Source organism: Paraburkholderia sp. Cy-641, from assembly GCF_011752945.1.
GTDB lineage: Bacteria > Pseudomonadota > Gammaproteobacteria > Burkholderiales > Burkholderiaceae > Paraburkholderia.
The window spans coordinates 1-17,796 of record NZ_VWWM01000067.1; the positions used below are offsets into that span (position 1 = coordinate 1).

Below are 17,796 nucleotides of genomic sequence, written 5' to 3' on the forward strand. Positions count from 1 at the left end.
GGGCACGCGCGCGGGCGGCGGCGTCATCGCCAGGGCGGCGGCGGTCGCGAGCGGCGCGGCGTGCCAGTGGCTGGCCTGCATGCTCTGGGCCGAGGCGCGATAAAACGCGAACGCGAGCGGAATCTTCGCGGATTGCATGCCGTAGCGCATCAGCAGGCCGGTCTCGGCCGGACCGACGAACAGCGTGCCGTTTTCGGCCAGCACGCTATTGAGCGCCTGCAACGCGATCTGCTGCGTGTCACGGTCGAAATAGATCAGCACGTTGCGGCAGAACACGAAGTCGTAGAGGCCGAGCGCGGGCGTGTCGAGCTGCATCAGGTTCGCGTGCGAGAAGCGCACCGTCTCGACGATGCGCGGCGCGAGACGCCAACCGTCTCCGGCCGGGCTGAAGTGCGCGTCGCGAAACGCGAGCGTGCTGCTGCGAAACGAGTTGCGCCCATAGACCGCTCGCTGCGCCGCGGCCAGCGAGCGCTCGTTGATATCCATCGCGTCGATGCGGAATTGCGCGGCGTCGAGGCCCGCGTCGAGCAGGGTCATCGCGATCGTGTACGGCTCTTCGCCGGTCGAGCAGGGCAGGCTCAGAATCCGCAGCGGCAGCGTGCCGCCGGCCGCGTGGGCGCGCTCGCGCAAGCGCTCCTGCGCGAGCCGCGCGAGCGTGCGGAATGCCTCGGCGTCGCGATAGAACCAGGTCTCCGGCACCGTCAACGCTTCGATCAGCGCCTGCCATAGCTCGGGCGACACCTGCGCCGCGTTCCAGTAATCGGCGAGCGTCGCTTCGGCATGGCCGTCCGCGCGCCACGCGGCGGCCTGCTGATCGACCGCGCGCTCGATGGCCCGATGACCGAGCGAGGTCGCGTCGAGCCCCATCGTCCGATGCAGCAGTTCGGCGAAGCGCCGGTAAAGCGGCGCGTTGTTGTGATGCGCGTTCATGCGTGCGCCTCGGGAAAGAGCAGCGCCTTCACGTCGTCGGTCAGCAGTGCCTCGACGCGAATCCACTGCACGAGCCCGCCCGCTTCGCTCGCGACCGGACCGAGATAGCGCGCGTGCGGCGTGTCGATGCCGGTCGCGCGAAATGCTTCGGGTTCCAGACGAATCGTGCGGGTCGCGCCTTCGAGCAGCAACGCCAGCAGGCGCTGGCCGCCCGCATGCGGATAGTGCACCAGCACGACGCGCGTCGACATCAGTGGCTCGGCGCGGCGGCCGAGCGCGAGCGCCGGCAGATCGATGACCGGCAGCGGCGCACCGTCGTGTTCGAGCACGCCCGCGACCCACGCCGGCGCGCCGGGGATCGTCTTCGGCGGCGCGCGCGGATCGAGCGGCATCATGCGCTCGACCTGCGTCGCGTCGATCACGTAGCGTTCGCTGTCGAGCGTGAAGAGGATGAAGAGCATCGGCGTGGACGGGAAGCGGGCGCGGGTCAGGGCGGATCGCCTGGGCGATCTCAGGCCACGACCTTGAAGCGCGACACGCCGGTGCGCAGACTGTTGGCAACGTGCGTCAGATCGTCGATCGCCTGGGTCGACTGACGCAGCGATTCCGCGGTCTGCTGCGCGGCCTCGGACAGCTGCGTCAGCGCCTGGGTGATCTGCTCGGCGCCGGTCGCCTGGGTCTGCATGCCCTCGTTGACCATCGAGAAACGCGGCGCGAGCTGCTGCACCTGCTCGATGATCTGCGTCAGATGACCGCCGACGTTCTGCACGTCGAGCATGCCGCGGCGCACTTCCTCGGAGAACTTGTCCATGCCCATCACGCCGGCGGCCACCGCCGACTGGATCTCCTTGACCATCTGTTCGATGTCGTAGGTCGCGACGGCGGTCTGATCGGCGAGGCGGCGGATTTCGGTCGCCACGACCGCGAAGCCGCGGCCGTATTCGCCGGCTTTTTCGGCTTCGATCGCCGCGTTCAGCGAGAGCAGGTTGGTCTGGTCCGCGACCTTCGTGATCGTCGCGACGACCTGGTTGATGTTGCTGGCCTTCTCGTTGAGGATCGCGAGCTTGGCGTTGACCGAGCCGGCCGCTTCCATCACATGGCGCATGGTTTCTTCCATGCGCGCGAGGCCGCTGTGGCCGGTGCCTGCGAGCGCGGCCGACTGGCTCGCCACCTCGGAGACTTCGTTCATCGTGCGCAGCAGATCGCGCGAGGTCGCGAAAATCTCGCGCGAGGTCGCGCCGATTTCCGTGGACGTGGCCGCGGTCTCGTTCGCGGTGGCCTGCTGTTCGCGCGAGGTCGCGGCGATTTCCGTGACCGAGGTCGTGACCTGCACCGCCGACTTCTGCGCCTGGCCGACCAGCGCGGTGAGTTCGTCGGTCATGCGGTTGAAGCCCGCTTCGAGCGCGCCGATTTCGTCCTGGCGATGCAGTTGCAGGCGTTGCGTCAGATCGCCGGTGCGGATCACGTCGACGACTCGCAGCACCTTCGCCATCGGCACCGTGACCGCGCGCAGCAGCCAGTAGCCGGCCAGCACCGCGACGATCAAGGCGAGCGCCAGCATCACGAGCAGCACAATGCGCGTCGTCTCGACCGACGTGCGGATGCTCGCGGTGGACTGGTCCGCGTAGCTCCTGTTGTCGTCGACGAGCTTGCGCGCCGTCAGCCGGCCGCTTTCCCAGACCGGCGTGAGCTGCGCGTTGAAGATGCGCGCGGCGTTGTCTTTCGAGGCGGCGAGGCTATTGAGCAGCGCCGTTTGCGCCGCCGTGTACTGCGTGTGGTATTGCCGGAATTCGTTGAAGAGGTCCCGGTCGTCGCTGCGGAAAACCGTCGCGCCGTAGTCGTTGAGCTGTTTCTGCAGCGACTGCTGCGAGTCCTGCAGGCTCGCGAGGTCGCGCTTCGTGGAATCGGCGTCCGCGTCGACGAAGATCAGGCGCTGCGTGATCGAATAGTTTTCGAACCAGGTCGCCCGTATCGCGGTCGCGTAGTAGAGGCCCGGCATCGAGTCCTGCTGCTGGCTTTTCGCGTCGCGGTCTATGCCGCCGAGTTGCCCGAAAGTGACGATTGCCATGGCGAGCATCACGATCAGAACGATTCCGAAGCTGCAAAGAATCCGTTGCCGGATGGTCCATTGTTTCACGCGCAGGCCCCCCTACCTTTGTTTCTGTTCGATTCCGCGTATCGACCCGTTGCGGGTCGGATCGACGGACCGGACAGTTTTACTGTCTATCGGATTTGTCCGACAGTTCATGCGGCGAATTCTACATTGATCGGAGGCGTGTTTTGGGCGGATTAGAGGGGGAAACACGGCACAAAACGCGGGATTGCAGTACGGTGCCCGCCCGTGCACCGGCAGGTGCCGGATCGAACGGCTGTTACAGGGTTAATGTTCCGTTACCACTTGCAGCATCTATTTCCGCGCATCCGCACGACAATCCATTCCATGCCTGAACGGGCGGGAGGCTCACATGAAAAAGATCGCAGTAGCGTTGGTGATGGCGGGCAGTTTGAGCGTGGCGGGGCAAGCCTCCGCGCACGGACATGGCGGCGATGTGGTGGGGGCGCTGATCGGCGGCGCGGTGCTCGGTGCGGTGGTCAGCGCGGCGTTGAATCCGGCGCCGGTGGTCGCGTATCCGCAGCCGGTCTATGCGCAGCAGCCGGTGTATCAGCCGGCGCCGGCCTATGCCGGCCCGCCGCCGGGATATTGCTACGACCAGTACCAGCGCGCGTATGTCGCGTGCGGTGCGCCGCCCCCCGGACAGTACGGGTATGCGCAGCCGCAGCCGGGGTGGTGATCGCGTGAAGGTGTGCGCTCACATCGCGCGTGCTCTACGCAGACAGAAAGGCCGTCGCCCGATGCGACGGCCTTTTTTGTAATCGATGCATACACCGCTCAGTCTCAGTGTTTGTGGTGCAGCCACTCCGCGTAATGCGTATCGAGCCAGCGCTCGATTCTGGGCGGCTTTGACGGGTCGCGGTGATGACGGGACGCCATCCAGATGGCAAAGCCGACCAGCAGCATGACGGTGGGCCCCATCAGATAGGCGAGCAGCGATTCAGACATCGGAACCTCCGTATCGGCTTGCATCCAACTCTCAGTGTAGGCGATGGAAGCGGGGAAAGAACGACGATCTGAAGCGGTTGCGCGACGCTGGCGGGGTGTTTCGAAGGCCGATATGAAACCGGATTTCACCGGTTCTTTTTCTTTGTTTTCAGCTAATTGATAGGGGTTGATGGACGCCTGTGTACCATCGGTTGCGGCGCATCGAGGGAAACTCCCTACGCCGCCCAACCCTTGGCAATGCCGTCATCAGGCCATCCCGCTGCGCGCCTGCCGCGCGGCTTCGATCTGGATATCGACGAAGTCCGCCCAGCTCTGGAGTCGCTGACGTTGCCGCTCGGCTTCGTTGTGCGCTTCGCCGTGCGCCTGGTCGTGTGTGGGGTTGTCCGTTGCAGCGGGTGCGGGGTCCCGCATGGCGTCGCCGTGCGCGTCCGGTTGCGGCGAGATTTCGCGCAGATGCATCGTCGCGGTGCGGCGAAAATCATGCAGCACGAAATGCTCCATTTCGATCCCCAAGGCCTTGACCGCCTGATTTAACGTGCTTTTCGCGATCGGTCGATCGTCGCCCCGGACGCTCGGGAAGACGAAATTCTGGCTCGCCCGTGCGCGCTGCAACTCGCGCAGCATCGCGACGGCCTGGCGCGGCAGATACACGACGCGATCCGCATGCGCATTCAGACGCGTGGCCGGAATCGTCCAGCGCGCGTGGTCGAGATCGAATTCGGCCCACATTGATTCCACGAGGTCCGATTTGCGCACCATCGTCAGCACGAGCAGATGCAGCGCGAGCTTTAGCGGACGGCGGATGTTCGACGTGTCGACGGCCTGCAGCGTCGCGCCGATCTCGGCGCCGGACAGCACGCGCGTACGGGTGTCGAGCGTGGCGAGCGCGCGCGCCGGCACGACTTCGGCGGGATTGCCGGACGCGAGTTGCCGCGCGATCAGGTACGCGTACAGGCGCTTGACCACGTTGCGCGTATGCAGCGCCATCTTCGGCGAGCCACGGCTCTTGATGCGCTCGCAGATTGCGAGGATGTCGTCGGCGCTCACGGCACCGATCGGCTTGTTGCCGATCGCGGGCAGCACGTCCTTTTCGAGCGCGCGCCGCGTCGTGCGGCGATATTCGTCCGACTTGCCGGCCATCGCGGTGGCGAGATACAGCTCGGCGGCTTCGCGCAGCACGTCAGCCTTGCTTTCGGCGCCGCGGTCGCGCCGCGCGGTCGCGACCGGCGAGATGCCCTGCGCGACCATTTCCGCGTACTTCTGTGCCTTGGCGCGCGCGACGCGCAGCGAAATCATCCGGTAGTCGCCGATCGTGGCGAGTGGCTGGCGTTTGCCGTTCAGCGTGTAGCGGAAACGCCAGATCTTGCTGCCGGTCGTCATGACTTCGATGACGAGACCGTTGCCGTCGGCGACGCAGTAGCGGGTCGCGCGCGGTTCGAGCGCGCGGATCTGGGATTCGGTGAGGGGCGTGGCGAGGCGAGGCATGCGCGTCGGGACGTTGATGCGGTTGATGCACGAGGTGCGGTGATTCTAAACCGTATGCTGGTTGTGTACCAAAGATTTATCCGATTATGGGTAGGCAAGCTGGATTTTCTGCCTACGACGAGGGCGAGAAAATGACGCCAAACCCCTTATTGGAGAATGAATATAACGGAATTTCCCCATCGCTTTTACTTGCCGATACAGAATCTGCTGAAAATCACTCCAAGTAGATCGTCCGAACTGAATTCACCAGTAATCGAATTCAACTGATCCTGTGCCAGCCGCAGTTCCTCGGCGAACAGATCGAGCGCCTGCGCGTTCTGTTCGGCATGCGCGGCAGCCGTCGCCAGATGCTCTTCGGCCGCGCGCAGCGCAATCAGATGCCGCTCGCGCGCGAGGTACACGCTTTCCGCGCCAGCCTGCCAGCCGGCGATCCGCAGCAACTCGTCGCGCAGCAACGCGACGCCGTCGCCCTGTTTCGCCGACAGCCGCACCTCGCTCAGTTCGAGATCGGCGTCGAGCGCCTGCGTCGCGGGCGCGAGGCCCGTCAGGTCGGTCTTGTTCAGCACGCGCACGACCGGCACGCCGCTCGGGAAGCGCCCCGCGATCGTTTCGTCCTCGGCCGTCATGCCGGTGCGTGCGTCGAGCAGATGCAGCACCACGTCCGCGCGCTCGATTTCGCCCCACGTGCGCGCGATGCCGATCTTTTCCACTTCGTCCTCGGTCTCGCGCAGGCCGGCCGTGTCGATCACATGCAGCGGAATGCCTTCGATCTGGATCGTCTGCGCGACCTTGTCGCGCGTCGTGCCGGCGATCGGCGTGACGATCGCGAGTTCCGCGCCGGCCAGCGCGTTCAGCAGCGACGACTTGCCGACATTCGGCTGTCCCGCGAGCACGACCGACAGCCCCTCGCGCAGCAACGCGCCTTGGCGCGCTTCGCTCAGCACGTGCGCGAGGCGCTCGCGAATGCGGGCGAGCTTGCCGCGCGCGTCGGCGGCTTCGAGGAAGTCGATTTCTTCCTCGGGGAAGTCCAGCGTCGCTTCGACCAGCATGCGCAGCGTAATCACGTCTTCGACGAGCGCGTGAATGTCGCGCGAAAACGCGCCGTCGAGCGAACGGCCCGCCGAGCGGGCAGCGGCCTCGGTACTGGCCTCGATCAGATCCGCGACGGCCTCGGCCTGCGCGAGATCGAGCTTGTCGTTCAGAAAGGCGCGGCGCGTGAATTCGCCCGGTTCGGCGAGTCGCAGGCCGACCGCGCGGCCGGCGTCGATGCAGCGTTGCAGCACCAGTTGCAGCACGACCGGGCCACCGTGGCCTTGCAGTTCGAGCACGTGCTCGCCGGTGTAGGAGTGTGGCGCCGGGAAGTAGAGGGCAATGCCGCGGTCGAGCGGATTGCCGCTGGCGTCGAGAAACGGCACGTAGCTCGCGTGGCGCGGCGCAAGCGTTTGACCGGTGAGTGCCTGCATCAGCGGCAGGGCGGCCGCTTCGCCCGCGCGGCCGAACGAAATCCGCACGACGCCGATGCCCCCCCGGCCGGGCGCGGTAGCAATGGCGACGATGGGATCGGAGTCGGTCGTGAGCATGGGAGAGCGGGCAGAAAACAGGAGAGGAGAGCGGATCGGTACGAATCGCGGCGGGCCAATGTCGGCAGATGTGGGCCGATGCGGCGCGAGGCATTGTAACGCGGGCGCATCGGGCGGCCGTGCGGCGTCGCGGACGGCGCCATCGCTCCCCGTTCGATCCCTCAAATTAGGATTTATCTTGGATAAGCTACGATTTCTATCATGCTGCTTGAGAATAATCTTAAAAATATAAGATGACCATCGCTCGCAAAGGCAGGCAGGATAATAAAAAGATAGAAAAATGCGATTTCGTGGAGCGCTTTGTCCAGCGCGCCCTACAAGCTAAATCTATCTCAAATAGGCAAAACATAAGCTTATCTGGTTGTCAACTGGTTTGGTGCCGAATTGCACAATCTGGCCCATGCCAACCGACAAAGAAAAAGCCGCTTTCGCCAAAAGGCTGAGAGATCTGCTCGAGCCGCTGAAAATCCGCGGCGGGACCAAGCTCGCCGAGCAGTTCAATCTACGCTATCACGGCGAGCGTCCCGTTACGCCGCAGACCGCGCACAAATGGCTCACGGGTACGACGATTCCAAAGCCGGACAAGCTACGCACGCTTGCCGAATGGTTGAGCGTCAACGAGCATTGGCTTCACTACGGCCCGCCGCCCGGTACGAACGCGAGACCGATGGCACGCGGCGAGAAATATCCGGCAACACCCGAGACGATCGAACTCGCTTCGAAGATCGCATCGCTCACGCCGAAAGACCGGAATCTGGTCGAGGAAATGATCGTGCGCTTCTACGGTGAGGACGTCGAGGACGAGTAAGTGCGCGGTTCGTCGCCAGCGCTTTTTCAAGCGCCCGCGAGATTATGAGAAAAGCCGCCTGGTATGCACCAGGCGGCTTTTTTTGTTTCTGCGCGGTGGCGGGGCTGAGATCGCTGCCCGCGGCGGACAGGTGTTGGGCCGGTTTTGTCCTCGATTTGCCCGTTTCCGCGCGATGTAATACGGCTGCGTGATCGGCGCAATCGGCGTGGGCATCGTGATTCGGGTCCGGAGCGGATGGGGTGGCGTTGGATTCGGCCTGCTATGCGAGATCGCGAATTCAGATTTATCTTAAACAAGCTACAACTTCTACTGCACCATTTGAGAACAATCTTAAAAACATGAGACGGGTATCGCCCGCAAAGTCCCGCTGGATAATAAAAAGATAGAGAAAATGCAATCTCTTCGAACGCTTTGCCCGTGTGCCTTACAAGCTAAAATTATCTCAAATAAGAAAAGCATGAGCCTGACTGGTTGTCAACAGGTTTGGCGCCGGATTGCACAATCTGGCCCATGCCGACCAACAAACAAAAAACCGCTTTCGCCAAGAGACTGAAAGACCTGCTCGAGCCTCTGAAAATCCGTGGCGGGAGTGACCTCTCCAGGCAGTTCAATCTACGCTATCACGGCGAGCGCCCCGTTTCGACGCAGACCGCGCACAAATGGATCTCGGGCACGACGATTCCGAAGCCGGACAAGTTGCGCACGCTCGCCGAATGGTTGAACGTCAGCGAGCATTGGCTCCATTACGGTCCGCCGCCCGGCGCGAGTGCGAGACCGATGTCACGCGGAGAAAAGTACCCGCCCACGCCCGAGACGATCGAACTCGCGTCGAAGATCGCCTCGCTCATGCCGCAAGACCGGCATCTGGTCGAGGAAATGATCGTGCGCTTTTATGGCGAGGACATCGAGGAAGAATAAGCGCGTGGCCAGTCGCCAGCCGCTTTTCAGCTGTCCGCGAGACCATGAAAAAAAGCCGCCCGGTTGGCACCGGGCGGCTTTTTCGTTTCTGCGCAACGGCGGGGGCGGAGAGTGCCGCCCGCCCGCCGCGAACAGGCGTCAGGCCGGCTTCGCCTTCGACTTGCCCATCATGCGCGTGATGTAGTACTGCTGCGCGATCGACAGCACGTTGTTCACGACGTAGTACAGCACGAGACCCGCCGGGAAGAAGAAGAACATGACCGAGAACGCGATCGGCATGAACATCATCATCTTGGCCTGGACCGGGTCCGGCGGCGTCGGGTTCAGGCGGGTCTGCAGGAACATCGAGACGGCCATCAGGATCGGCAGGATGAAGTACGGGTCCTGCTGCGAGAGGTCGCGAATCCAGAGAATCCACGGCGCGCCGCGCATTTCCACCGACGACAGCAGCACCCAGTACAGCGAGATGAACACCGGAATCTGGATCACGACCGGCAGACAGCCGCCGAACGGATTGACCTTCTCGGTCTTGTACAGCTCCATCAGCGCGGCGTTCATCTTCTGCGGATCGCCCTTGAAGCGCTCGCGCAGCGCCTGCATGCGCGGCGTGATCGTCTTCATGCGCGCCATCGACTTGTAGCTCGCGGCCGACAGCGGGAAGAACACCGCCTTGATCAGCAGCGTGAGCAGCACGATCGACCAGCCCCAGTTGCCGACATAGCTATGGATCTTCGAGAGCAGCCAGAACAGCGGCTTCGCGATGATCGTGACCCAGCCGTAGTCCTTGACCAGATCGAGGCCCGGCGCGATGCCGGCGAGCATCTTCTCTTCTTCCGGACCGGCGAACAGGCGTGCCGACACGCTGACGGTCTGCCCCGGCGCGATAGTCGGTAACGGCTGCTTCACGCCGACTCGATACAGCGACGGATCGATCTTCTCCGCGTAGAACTCGCGCTTCGCACCCTGCTGCGGAATCCACGCCGACGCGAAGTAGTGCTGGACCATCGCGACCCAGCCGTTGTCGGCCGAATGCGCGTAATCCTGCTTGTTCTTGTCGAGATCGCTGAACGTCATCTTCTGGAAGTGATGTTCGTCGGTGTAGACAGCCGGTCCGATGAACGTGTGCGAGAAGCGCGGCGTATCGACCGGCTGGTCGTCGCGCACGAGTTCCATGTAGACCTGCGGCGTCACGGCCGTGGTGCCGACGTTCTGGATCTTCGTCTCGACGCCGATCACATAGCTGCCGCGCGTGAACGTGTAGGTCTTGATGACCTTCAGGCCGCCCTTTTCCGGCGATTCGAAGCTCATCTGGAACGAATTCTGACCGTCGGCCAACTGGGTCGGCTGATTCGGCATCAGCGTGAAGACGTCGTTGTGATTCGGGAAGTCGCCGCCGAGCAGGCCGGTGCGTGCCAGATACGTGTGGTTGTTCGTTTTGTCGAACAGCGTGATGACGAGGTCCGGCTGCTTGCCGTCGCCCTGCTTCACGAGCGCAAGCCGCGACAGCGTGCCGCCGCGCGTGTCGATTTCGCCGCTGTAGACGTCGGTGCTGAACTTGACGAGTTGCGATTGCGTGGCCGCCGGCGCGTTGCCGGGCGCGGCTGCGTTAGTGGCCGGCAGGTCGGCCGGACTGGTTCCCGGCGTCGTGGTCCCCGGAGCTGCGCCATCGGCGGTTTTCGTCGCCGTCGGGCTCGGGAAGAACATCGACGGGCGTCCGTGGTCGCGTTGCCAGTTGTCGAACAGCATGACCGCTGACATGAAAAAGATGACCCATAGGACGGTGCGTTTGATATCCATGCGTTGTCTCAGTGTCGATGGAACGGCGCGTCAGCGCTTTTCAGAAGTGGGTGGCGGGACGAGATCGATGCCACCCGCGGAAAACGGGTGACAGCGGCAAACACGCCTCACGGCGAGATAAGTCCCGCGCGCGGCGCCATGATACTGGATTGCCTCGCGCGCGTAATCAGAACAGGAAGGGTAAAAACGGCACCGGTTGCCGAGCATGGGGCTCACGGCAAGCTTGTAAAAACGCAATAAAGCGAAGAGTACCGTTTGCATGGCAGATGCGGCCGGACGGCGCCGCGCAACGTGGATACCGGGCGACGCCCGCGCCGCGGAGCAGCCGGCGCAACGCCGGTTGCAGTGGCCGAGGGCGGGCGGTCGCCGCGTCATTCCGTCTTCGGCGCCTCCGCGGGCGGCGCCTGGCGACGGGTAATTTCGCGCGCGGCCTTGTCGAGCAACGCTTCGATTTCGCTGCGGCACAGCGCCTTCAACGGCGGCGACGACGCGCTCGGCAAAGCCTTTTTGTCGAAACGCGTATGCAGGCGCAGCAGCACATCCCAACCGCCGAATTCCGCGCGGCGCAACCGGAAGGCCTCGCGTGCGATCCGGCGCACCAGATTGCGCGTGGCCGCGCGCGGCGCATACTTCTTGCCGATCACGAGGCCAAGACGCGCCTCGTTGCCGGTGGGCCGGCCGTACACGACGAAGTGCGCGGTACGGCGCCACGGCCGCAAACGAAAAACGGATGAAAATTCATCCGTTTTTAGCAGCCTTGCGGCTTTGGGGAAGGCGGCTTGCGCTCGCAACGGAACCGAGCCCGGTTGCTGCGCCCCGGCCGCTCCCGCTTCGCCGCGGGCTTCGGTCACAGCGCGCAATCCGCTCGCCTTAGATGGCGAGACGCTTGCGGCCCTTCGCGCGACGTGCGTTGATGACCTTGCGGCCACCTGCGGTCTTCATGCGAACGCGAAAGCCGTGGGTGCGCTTGCGACGGGTAACGGAAGGTTGGTAAGTACGTTTCATGTTGCTCTCACTTGATCGAAAAAAACCGCGCGATCATCGCTGAAAGCGCAATGGCCGGTGGTTTGCTGAAATTGGTTTTCGCGGAACCCGCTATTTAAACCGGTTTTCCGTTGACAGTCAATAGTTTAGCCCGGTCCGGCAGCGCTTCCTGCTCATCCGGCCAGTTGATCCGTCCCTGTGGATAACTCCCTTTCGGCTCCGTTTTGGCGTTAGAATCTCGCCTTACTTCCCAAAAATGCTGCACGCCGCCCCGGCTCGCTTGCTCCGCAAACCCTTGTGGCACAAGCGCCTGGGGCTGTTACGCCTGGCTGCACAGGGCTTTGTTGCGCGCGCGCGACAGGGGCAGCGGCGACCGCCGTGCACATCATAACGACAGCAACTCGATGAACGAATTCTGGCAACACTGTTCCGCATTGCTGGAGCGTGAGCTTACGCCCCAGCAGTACGTGACGTGGATCAAACCCTTGGCCCCGGTCGCCTTCGACGCCGATGCGAACACGCTCTCCATCGCCGCGCCGAACCGCTTCAAGCTCGACTGGGTCAAGAGCCAGTTCTCCGGCCGCATCGCGGATATGGCCCGCGATTTCTGGCATGCGCCGATCGACGTGCAATTCGTGCTGGACCCGAAAGCCGGCATGCGCGGCCCGGTGGTTGCGGCGCCGGCGCCTGCTCGCGCGGCCGCGCCGCTGGGCGGCAATGTGGGCGGCGTCGCCGCGGTGGACGCGGCCGTCGGCGCCGTGCAGGCCGCGCATGCGGCGCGCGCCAATCCAGCAGCCGCGGCGGCAGCGGTCGCCGCGCAAAACGCGAACGCGCGCGCCGTGGCCGAAGACGCCGCCGACCTCGATCTGCCGAGCCTCGACGCGAACGAAGCCGCTGCCGCGCGCCGTACGTGGCGCCCCGGGCAGGGCGCGGGCGCGGGTGCCGGCGGCGACAACGACTCGATGTACGAGCGCTCGAAGCTGAACCCGGTTCTGACCTTCGACAACTTCGTGACCGGTAAGGCCAACCAGCTCGCGCGCGCGGCGGCGATCCAGGTCGCCGACAACCCCGGCGTTTCGTATAACCCGCTGTTCCTGTACGGCGGCGTGGGCCTCGGCAAGACCCACCTGATTCACGCGATCGGCAATCAGCTGCTGATGGACAAGCCCGGCGCGCGGATTCGCTACATCCATGCGGAACAGTACGTGTCCGACGTGGTGAAGGCCTACCAGCGCAAGGCATTCGACGACTTCAAGCGCTACTACCATTCGCTCGATCTGCTGCTGATCGACGATATTCAGTTCTTTTCGGGCAAGTCGCGCACGCAGGAAGAATTCTTCTACGCGTTCGAGGCGCTGGTCGCGAACAAGGCGCAGGTCATTATCACGAGCGATACGTACCCGAAGGAGATTTCGGGTATCGACGACCGTCTGATCTCGCGCTTCGACTCGGGCCTGACGGTCGCGATCGAGCCGCCCGAACTCGAAATGCGCGTCGCGATTCTGATGCGCAAGGCGCAATCGGAATTCGTGAGCCTGAACGAAGACGTCGCGTTCTTCGTTGCCAAGCATCTGCGTTCGAACGTGCGCGAACTGGAAGGCGCGCTGCGCAAGATCCTCGCGTATTCGAAGTTCCACGGCCGCGAAATCACGATCGAGCTGACGAAAGAAGCGCTGAAAGACCTGCTGACGGTGCAAAACCGGCAGATTTCGGTGGAAAACATCCAGAAAACGGTCGCCGACTTCTACAGCATCAAGGTGGCGGACATGTATTCGAAGAAGCGTCCAGCGAATATCGCGCGGCCGCGGCAGATCGCGATGTATCTGGCCAAGGAACTGACGCAGAAGAGCCTGCCGGAAATCGGCGAACTGTTCGGCGGTCGCGACCACACGACAGTGCTGCACGCGGTGCGCAAGATCGCCGATGAGCGCAGCAAGGACGCGCAGTTGAACCACGAGTTGCACGTGCTGGAACAGACGCTGAAGGGCTAGGCGCGCTGGCGGGAACCCGCCGCGCTCAACCGCGCGCGGCCTGAATTGGCGGGGAGTGCTGGAAATGGTTGGGTTGGGTCGGCGTAAGCGCTGGAAATCGTGGCGCGGAGTAGGAGCCGAGTAGGGACGGACAGCGGATTGCGGGCGGAGCAGGGCGCCAAGCACAGGTGAACTAGCCTGCCAGTGAGCAATCCGGAAACCGCGCCGTGAAATCGACCTGTTTATTCCCCAACTCGCCCCCAATTTAGTGAGGCGGTCCCGTTTTCAGGCACAATACAGGTTTAACCGCCCGGCGGCCGCGGGCGGATTTCACGCCGTGTCGGGCGCTTTTCGTGGCGCCGGCGGGGAGCCTCGGCTGCACGCTGGAGAAGCTTGTCCCGCAAGGCGTGCAGGCCGTTTATCAACGAAGGAACCCTATGCAACTGGTCAAGACCGAACGCGATAACCTCCTCAGGCCGCTGCAAACCGTGAGCGGCATCGTCGAACGCCGCCATACGTTGCCGATCCTCGCCAATTTGCTGATCACCAAGAACGGTCCGGACGTGTCGTTCCTGTCGACCGACCTCGAGTTGCAGATCACCACGCGCGCCGATTTCGGCGTGGGCGGCGATTCGGTCGCGACCACGGTGGCGGCGCGCAAGCTCCTCGACATTCTGCGTGCGATGCCCGACGGCCAGGTCACGCTCACATTGAACGACAAGCGCCTGACCGTGCAATCCGGCAAGAGCCGCTTTGCGTTGCAAACGCTCGCCGCGGACGAGTTCCCGACCGTCGCTCAGGCTAAAGACTACGGCGCGAGCCTCGTGGTTCCGCAAAAGACGTTCCGCCAGTTGCTCGGCATGGTCCATTTCTCGATGGCCCAGCAGGACATCCGCTACTACCTGAACGGCATGCTGCTGGTGGTGGACGGCGACCAGCTGATGGCGGTCGCGACCGACGGCCACCGCCTCGCGTTCTCGTCGATGAAGATCGAAGGCTCGTTCGCGCGCCAGGAAGTCATCATTCCGCGCAAGACGATTCTCGAACTGCAACGCCTGCTCGAAGACATCGACGACACGCTGAAGATCGACATCGCGCAGACGCAGGTCAAGTTCACGTTCGGTCAGGTCGAACTCGTGTCGAAGCTCGTGGAAGGCAAGTTCCCCGACTTCCAGCGCGTGATTCCGAAGTCGCACAAGAACAAATTCCAGATCGGCCGCGAAGAACTGCAGCGCTCGCTGCAACGTGCGGCGATTCTGACCTCGGACAAATTCAAGGGCGTGCGCTGCATCGTCGAGCCGGGCCAGTTGAAGATCATGTCGACCAACGCCGATCAGGAAGAGGCGCAGGAAGAACTGGAAATCGCCTACGACGGCGACAGCGTCGACATCGGCTTCAACGTCACGTATCTGCTCGACGTGCTCGCGAACCTGAAGGTCGACATGCTGCAGGTGAGCCTGGGCGATGCCAGCTCCAGCGCGTTGATCACGATTCCCGAGAACGACGAATTCAAGTACGTGGTGATGCCGATGCGCATCTGACGCGGCCAACATCAAGAAGAACACCAAGGGGCGCAGCGCCCCTTTGGCGTTTTTATGGCGTTTTGAAAAGTCCAGAGCAGCAACCAAGCAGCAACGCAGAACCGGAAAAAATCCATGACTGAAACGAACAATACGCAGCCCGATAACAGCTACGGCGCCTCGTCCATCCAGATCCTCGAGGGTCTGGAAGCCGTGCGCAAGCGGCCTGGGATGTACATCGGGGATACATCGGATGGCACCGGTTTGCACCACCTCGTGTTCGAAGTGCTCGACAACTCGATCGACGAAGCGCTCGCCGGGCATTGCAACGACATTCAGGTGATCATCCACGCGGACAACTCGATCTCGATCACCGACAACGGCCGCGGCGTGCCGACCGGCCTGAAGATGGACGACAAGCACGATCCGAAGCGCAGCGCCGCCGAAATCGTGATGACCGAACTGCACGCCGGCGGCAAGTTCGACCAGAACAGCTACAAGGTGTCGGGCGGCCTGCACGGCGTGGGCGTGTCGTGCGTGAACGCGCTTTCCGCGTGGCTGCGCCTCACCGTGCGCCGCGACGGCAAGAAGCACTTCATGGAATTCCACCGTGGCGTGCCGCAGAACCGCGTGCTCGAAGAAATCGACGGCGTGACCACGTCGCCGATGCAGGTGATCGGCGACACCGAAAACCGCGGCACCGAAGTGCATTTCATGGCCGATGAGACGATTTTCGGCAACGTCGAATATCACTACGACATTCTCGCGAAGCGCATTCGCGAACTGTCGTTCCTCAATAACGGTGTGCGGATTCGTTTGCTCGACCAGCGTTCGGGCAAGGAAGAGGATTTCGCGTTCGTCGGCGGCGTGAAGGGCTTTGTCGAGTACATCAACAAGAACAAGTCCGTGCTGCACCCGAATATTTTCCACATCTTCGGCGAGAAGGATGGGGTGGGCGTCGAAGTGGCGATGCAGTGGAACGACAGCTACAACGAAAACGTGCTGTGCTTCACGAACAATATTCCGCAGCGCGACGGCGGCACGCACCTTACCGGTTTGCGCGCGGCGATGACGCGCGTGCTGAACAAGTACATCGCCGATCACGAAGTCGCGAAGAAGGCGAAGGTCGAAACGTCGGGCGACGACATGCGTGAAGGGCTGTCGTGCGTGCTGTCGGTGAAGGTGCCGGAGCCGAAGTTCAGCTCGCAGACGAAGGACAAGCTGGTGTCGTCGGAAGTGCGCGCGCCGGTGGAAGAAGTGGTTGCGAAGGCGCTCGAGGAGTTCCTGCTCGAAACGCCGGGCGACGCGAAAATTATCTGCGGCAAGATCGTCGACGCGGCGCGTGCGCGCGATGCGGCGCGCAAGGCGCGCGAGATGACGCGCCGCAAGGGCGTGCTCGATGGCGTGGGCTTGCCCGGCAAGCTCGCGGATTGCCAGGAGAAAGACCCGGCGAAGTCGGAGATTTATATCGTCGAGGGTGACTCGGCGGGCGGGTCGGCGAAGCAGGGGCGTGACCGCAAGTTCCAGGCGATTTTGCCGCTGCGCGGCAAGGTGCTCAACGTCGAGAAGGCGCGCTACGACAAGCTGCTTTCTTCGGAGCAGATCGTCACGCTGATTACCGCGCTTGGCTGCGGGATCGGCAAGGAAGACTACAACCTGGAGAAGCTGCGTTATCACCGCATCATCATCATGACCGATGCTGACGTCGACGGTGCGCACATCCGGACGCTGTTGTTGACGTTCTTCTATCGACAGATGCCGGAGATGATCGAGCGCGGGTATATCTACATCGCGCAGCCGCCGCTCTACAAGATCAAGGCAGGGAAGGACGAGCGGTATCTGAAGGATGAGTCGGAAGTGAATGCTCATATTCTTCGGCTCGCGTTGCAGGGGTCGGAGCTGCTGGCTTCCGAAGGCGCGACGCCGATTACCGGCGATGCGCTGGGCGAGTTAGCGCGGGCTTATCTGTTGGCGCAAGCGGTGGTCGATCGGTTGAGCCGCCTGTATGACGCCGGTGCGCTCGAAGCCGTGATGGATGGCGTCGCGATCGATCTCTCCAATGAGCAGGCGGCCGAGGCTTCGGCTCGCGCGCTCGAAGCGAAGCTGCGGGACGATGCGCTAAAGCCTGAAGTGACCGTGACCACGATGTATGACCCGGTGCGGGAACTGCGCTCGCTGCGCATCGCGCGGACGCATCACGGGAATCAGAAGGTCTCCGTGTTCGATGAAGATTTCCAGTTGACCGCGGATTATCAGCAACTCGTGAATACGGCTAATACGTTCAAGGGCTTGATCGGGGCGGGTGCTGTGATCAAGCGTGGTGAGCGGAGTATGGCTGTCACCGACTTCAAGAGTGCGATGAAGTGGCTGCTCGCGGATGCTGAGCGGAATATGTCCAAGCAGCGGTATAAGGGCTTGGGCGAAATGAATCCCGAGCAGCTTTGGGAAACGACGATGGACCCTGAAGTGCGGCGTTTGCTGCGAGTGCAGATTGAGGATGCTATTGCGGCCGACGGCATCTTTACCACGCTGATGGGGGATGATGTGGAGCCGAGAAGGGCGTTTATTGAGTCGAATGCGTTGAGGGCGGGGAATATTGATGTCTAACTTTGTGCAGCCTGCAGGGAAACGGAAATCATTGGACTAACGCTAGGTTAATTGGACTCGAATGTACAGAAATGATTAGATTTTCGCGCTTGTCATCAGACAGCACTCAACGTTAGGCCCGCGTCGCATGTTTTGA

At 62.8% G+C, this 17,796-nt stretch carries 16 protein-coding genes; 6 read left to right on the plus strand and 10 right to left on the minus strand.

Annotated features, from left to right (window positions below; translation table 11 throughout):
* From F3J20_RS27090 to F3J20_RS27100, 3 genes are all read right to left on the minus strand, one after another.
* On the minus strand, positions 1 to 930 hold a 930-nt coding region (locus F3J20_RS27090), incomplete at its 3' end, for a protein-glutamate O-methyltransferase CheR (protein WP_167285304.1).
* Positions 927 to 1,391: a chemotaxis protein CheW gene (locus tag F3J20_RS27095; RefSeq protein ID WP_167050047.1), complete on the minus strand. Its 465-nt coding sequence runs from the start codon at positions 1,389 to 1,391 to the stop codon at positions 927 to 929. The genes F3J20_RS27095 and F3J20_RS27090, both read right to left, overlap by 4 nt.
* A 50-nt stretch (positions 1,392 to 1,441) precedes the next feature.
* A complete protein-coding gene (locus tag F3J20_RS27100; RefSeq protein WP_167285306.1) occupies positions 1,442 to 3,067 on the minus strand; it encodes a methyl-accepting chemotaxis protein in 1,626 nt (541 codons plus the stop codon).
* A 328-nt stretch (positions 3,068 to 3,395) separates the two neighbouring features.
* On the opposite strand from F3J20_RS27100, the gene F3J20_RS27105 reads away from it, so the two are divergent.
* Positions 3,396 to 3,722 carry an ecotin precursor gene (locus F3J20_RS27105; RefSeq protein WP_167285307.1) on the plus strand — a complete coding sequence of 109 codons (327 nt, stop codon included), beginning with the start codon at positions 3,396 to 3,398 and terminating at the stop codon, positions 3,720 to 3,722.
* Between the two features lie 104 nt (positions 3,723 to 3,826).
* Here the strand turns inward: F3J20_RS27105 and F3J20_RS27110 are convergent, their stop codons facing one another.
* The 3 genes from F3J20_RS27110 to mnmE form a co-directional block, all read right to left on the minus strand.
* Positions 3,827 to 3,991 (minus strand): hypothetical protein, encoded by a 165-nt coding sequence (locus F3J20_RS27110; protein ID WP_167050041.1) that lies wholly within the window; start codon positions 3,989 to 3,991, stop codon positions 3,827 to 3,829.
* A 246-nt stretch (positions 3,992 to 4,237) separates the two neighbouring features.
* A complete protein-coding gene (locus F3J20_RS27115; protein ID WP_167285309.1) occupies positions 4,238 to 5,476 on the minus strand; it encodes an integrase arm-type DNA-binding domain-containing protein in 1,239 nt (412 codons plus the stop codon).
* A gap of 185 nt (positions 5,477 to 5,661) precedes the next feature.
* Positions 5,662 to 7,056, minus strand: coding sequence for a tRNA uridine-5-carboxymethylaminomethyl(34) synthesis GTPase MnmE (gene mnmE, locus F3J20_RS27120; RefSeq protein ID WP_167050037.1), 1,395 nt, complete (start codon positions 7,054 to 7,056; stop codon positions 5,662 to 5,664).
* 400 nt (positions 7,057 to 7,456) lie between these two features.
* On the opposite strand from mnmE, the gene F3J20_RS27125 reads away from it, so the two are divergent.
* Both F3J20_RS27125 and F3J20_RS27130 read left to right on the plus strand, forming a co-directional pair.
* Positions 7,457 to 7,864, plus strand: a complete 408-nt coding sequence (locus F3J20_RS27125; protein ID WP_167050035.1) for an XRE family transcriptional regulator — start codon at positions 7,457 to 7,459, stop codon at positions 7,862 to 7,864.
* Positions 7,865 to 8,374: 510 nt separating this feature from the next.
* A complete protein-coding gene (locus F3J20_RS27130) occupies positions 8,375 to 8,782 on the plus strand; it encodes an XRE family transcriptional regulator (RefSeq protein ID WP_167050033.1) in 408 nt (135 codons plus the stop codon).
* 138 nt (positions 8,783 to 8,920) lie between these two features.
* On the opposite strand, the gene yidC is transcribed toward F3J20_RS27130, so the two are convergent.
* The 4 genes from yidC to rpmH all read right to left on the minus strand — a co-directional run bounded on the left by yidC (position 8,921) and on the right by rpmH (position 11,584).
* Positions 8,921 to 10,579 carry a membrane protein insertase YidC gene (yidC, locus tag F3J20_RS27135; protein WP_167050031.1) on the minus strand — a complete coding sequence of 553 codons (1,659 nt, stop codon included), beginning with the start codon at positions 10,577 to 10,579 and terminating at the stop codon, positions 8,921 to 8,923.
* Positions 10,580 to 10,609: 30 nt separating this feature from the next.
* The gene (gene yidD / locus F3J20_RS27140) at positions 10,610 to 10,840 is read right to left on the minus strand and encodes a membrane protein insertion efficiency factor YidD (RefSeq protein WP_167050029.1); all 231 of its coding nucleotides are present in this window, start codon (positions 10,838 to 10,840) and stop codon (positions 10,610 to 10,612) included.
* 110 nt (positions 10,841 to 10,950) lie between these two features.
* Positions 10,951 to 11,439, minus strand: a complete 489-nt coding sequence (locus F3J20_RS27145; RefSeq protein ID WP_205193403.1) for a ribonuclease P protein component — start codon at positions 11,437 to 11,439, stop codon at positions 10,951 to 10,953.
* 10 nt (positions 11,440 to 11,449) lie between these two features.
* Positions 11,450 to 11,584, minus strand: coding sequence for a 50S ribosomal protein L34 (gene rpmH, locus F3J20_RS27150; RefSeq protein ID WP_004198824.1), 135 nt, complete (start codon positions 11,582 to 11,584; stop codon positions 11,450 to 11,452).
* Positions 11,585 to 11,967: 383 nt separating this feature from the next.
* On the opposite strand from rpmH, the gene dnaA reads away from it, so the two are divergent.
* The 3 genes from dnaA (at position 11,968) to gyrB (ending at position 17,660) form a co-directional block, all read left to right on the plus strand.
* Positions 11,968 to 13,554, plus strand: a complete 1,587-nt coding sequence (gene dnaA, locus F3J20_RS27155; RefSeq protein ID WP_240162928.1) for a chromosomal replication initiator protein DnaA — start codon at positions 11,968 to 11,970, stop codon at positions 13,552 to 13,554.
* Positions 13,555 to 13,970: 416 nt separating this feature from the next.
* Complete coding sequence (gene dnaN, locus F3J20_RS27160; protein WP_129956695.1) at positions 13,971 to 15,074, plus strand: DNA polymerase III subunit beta; 1,104 nt, start codon at positions 13,971 to 13,973, stop codon at positions 15,072 to 15,074.
* A gap of 114 nt (positions 15,075 to 15,188) precedes the next feature.
* Positions 15,189 to 17,660 carry a DNA topoisomerase (ATP-hydrolyzing) subunit B gene (gene gyrB / locus F3J20_RS27165; protein WP_167042015.1) on the plus strand — a complete coding sequence of 824 codons (2,472 nt, stop codon included), beginning with the start codon at positions 15,189 to 15,191 and terminating at the stop codon, positions 17,658 to 17,660.
* The last annotated feature ends 136 nt before the right edge of the window (positions 17,661 to 17,796 follow it).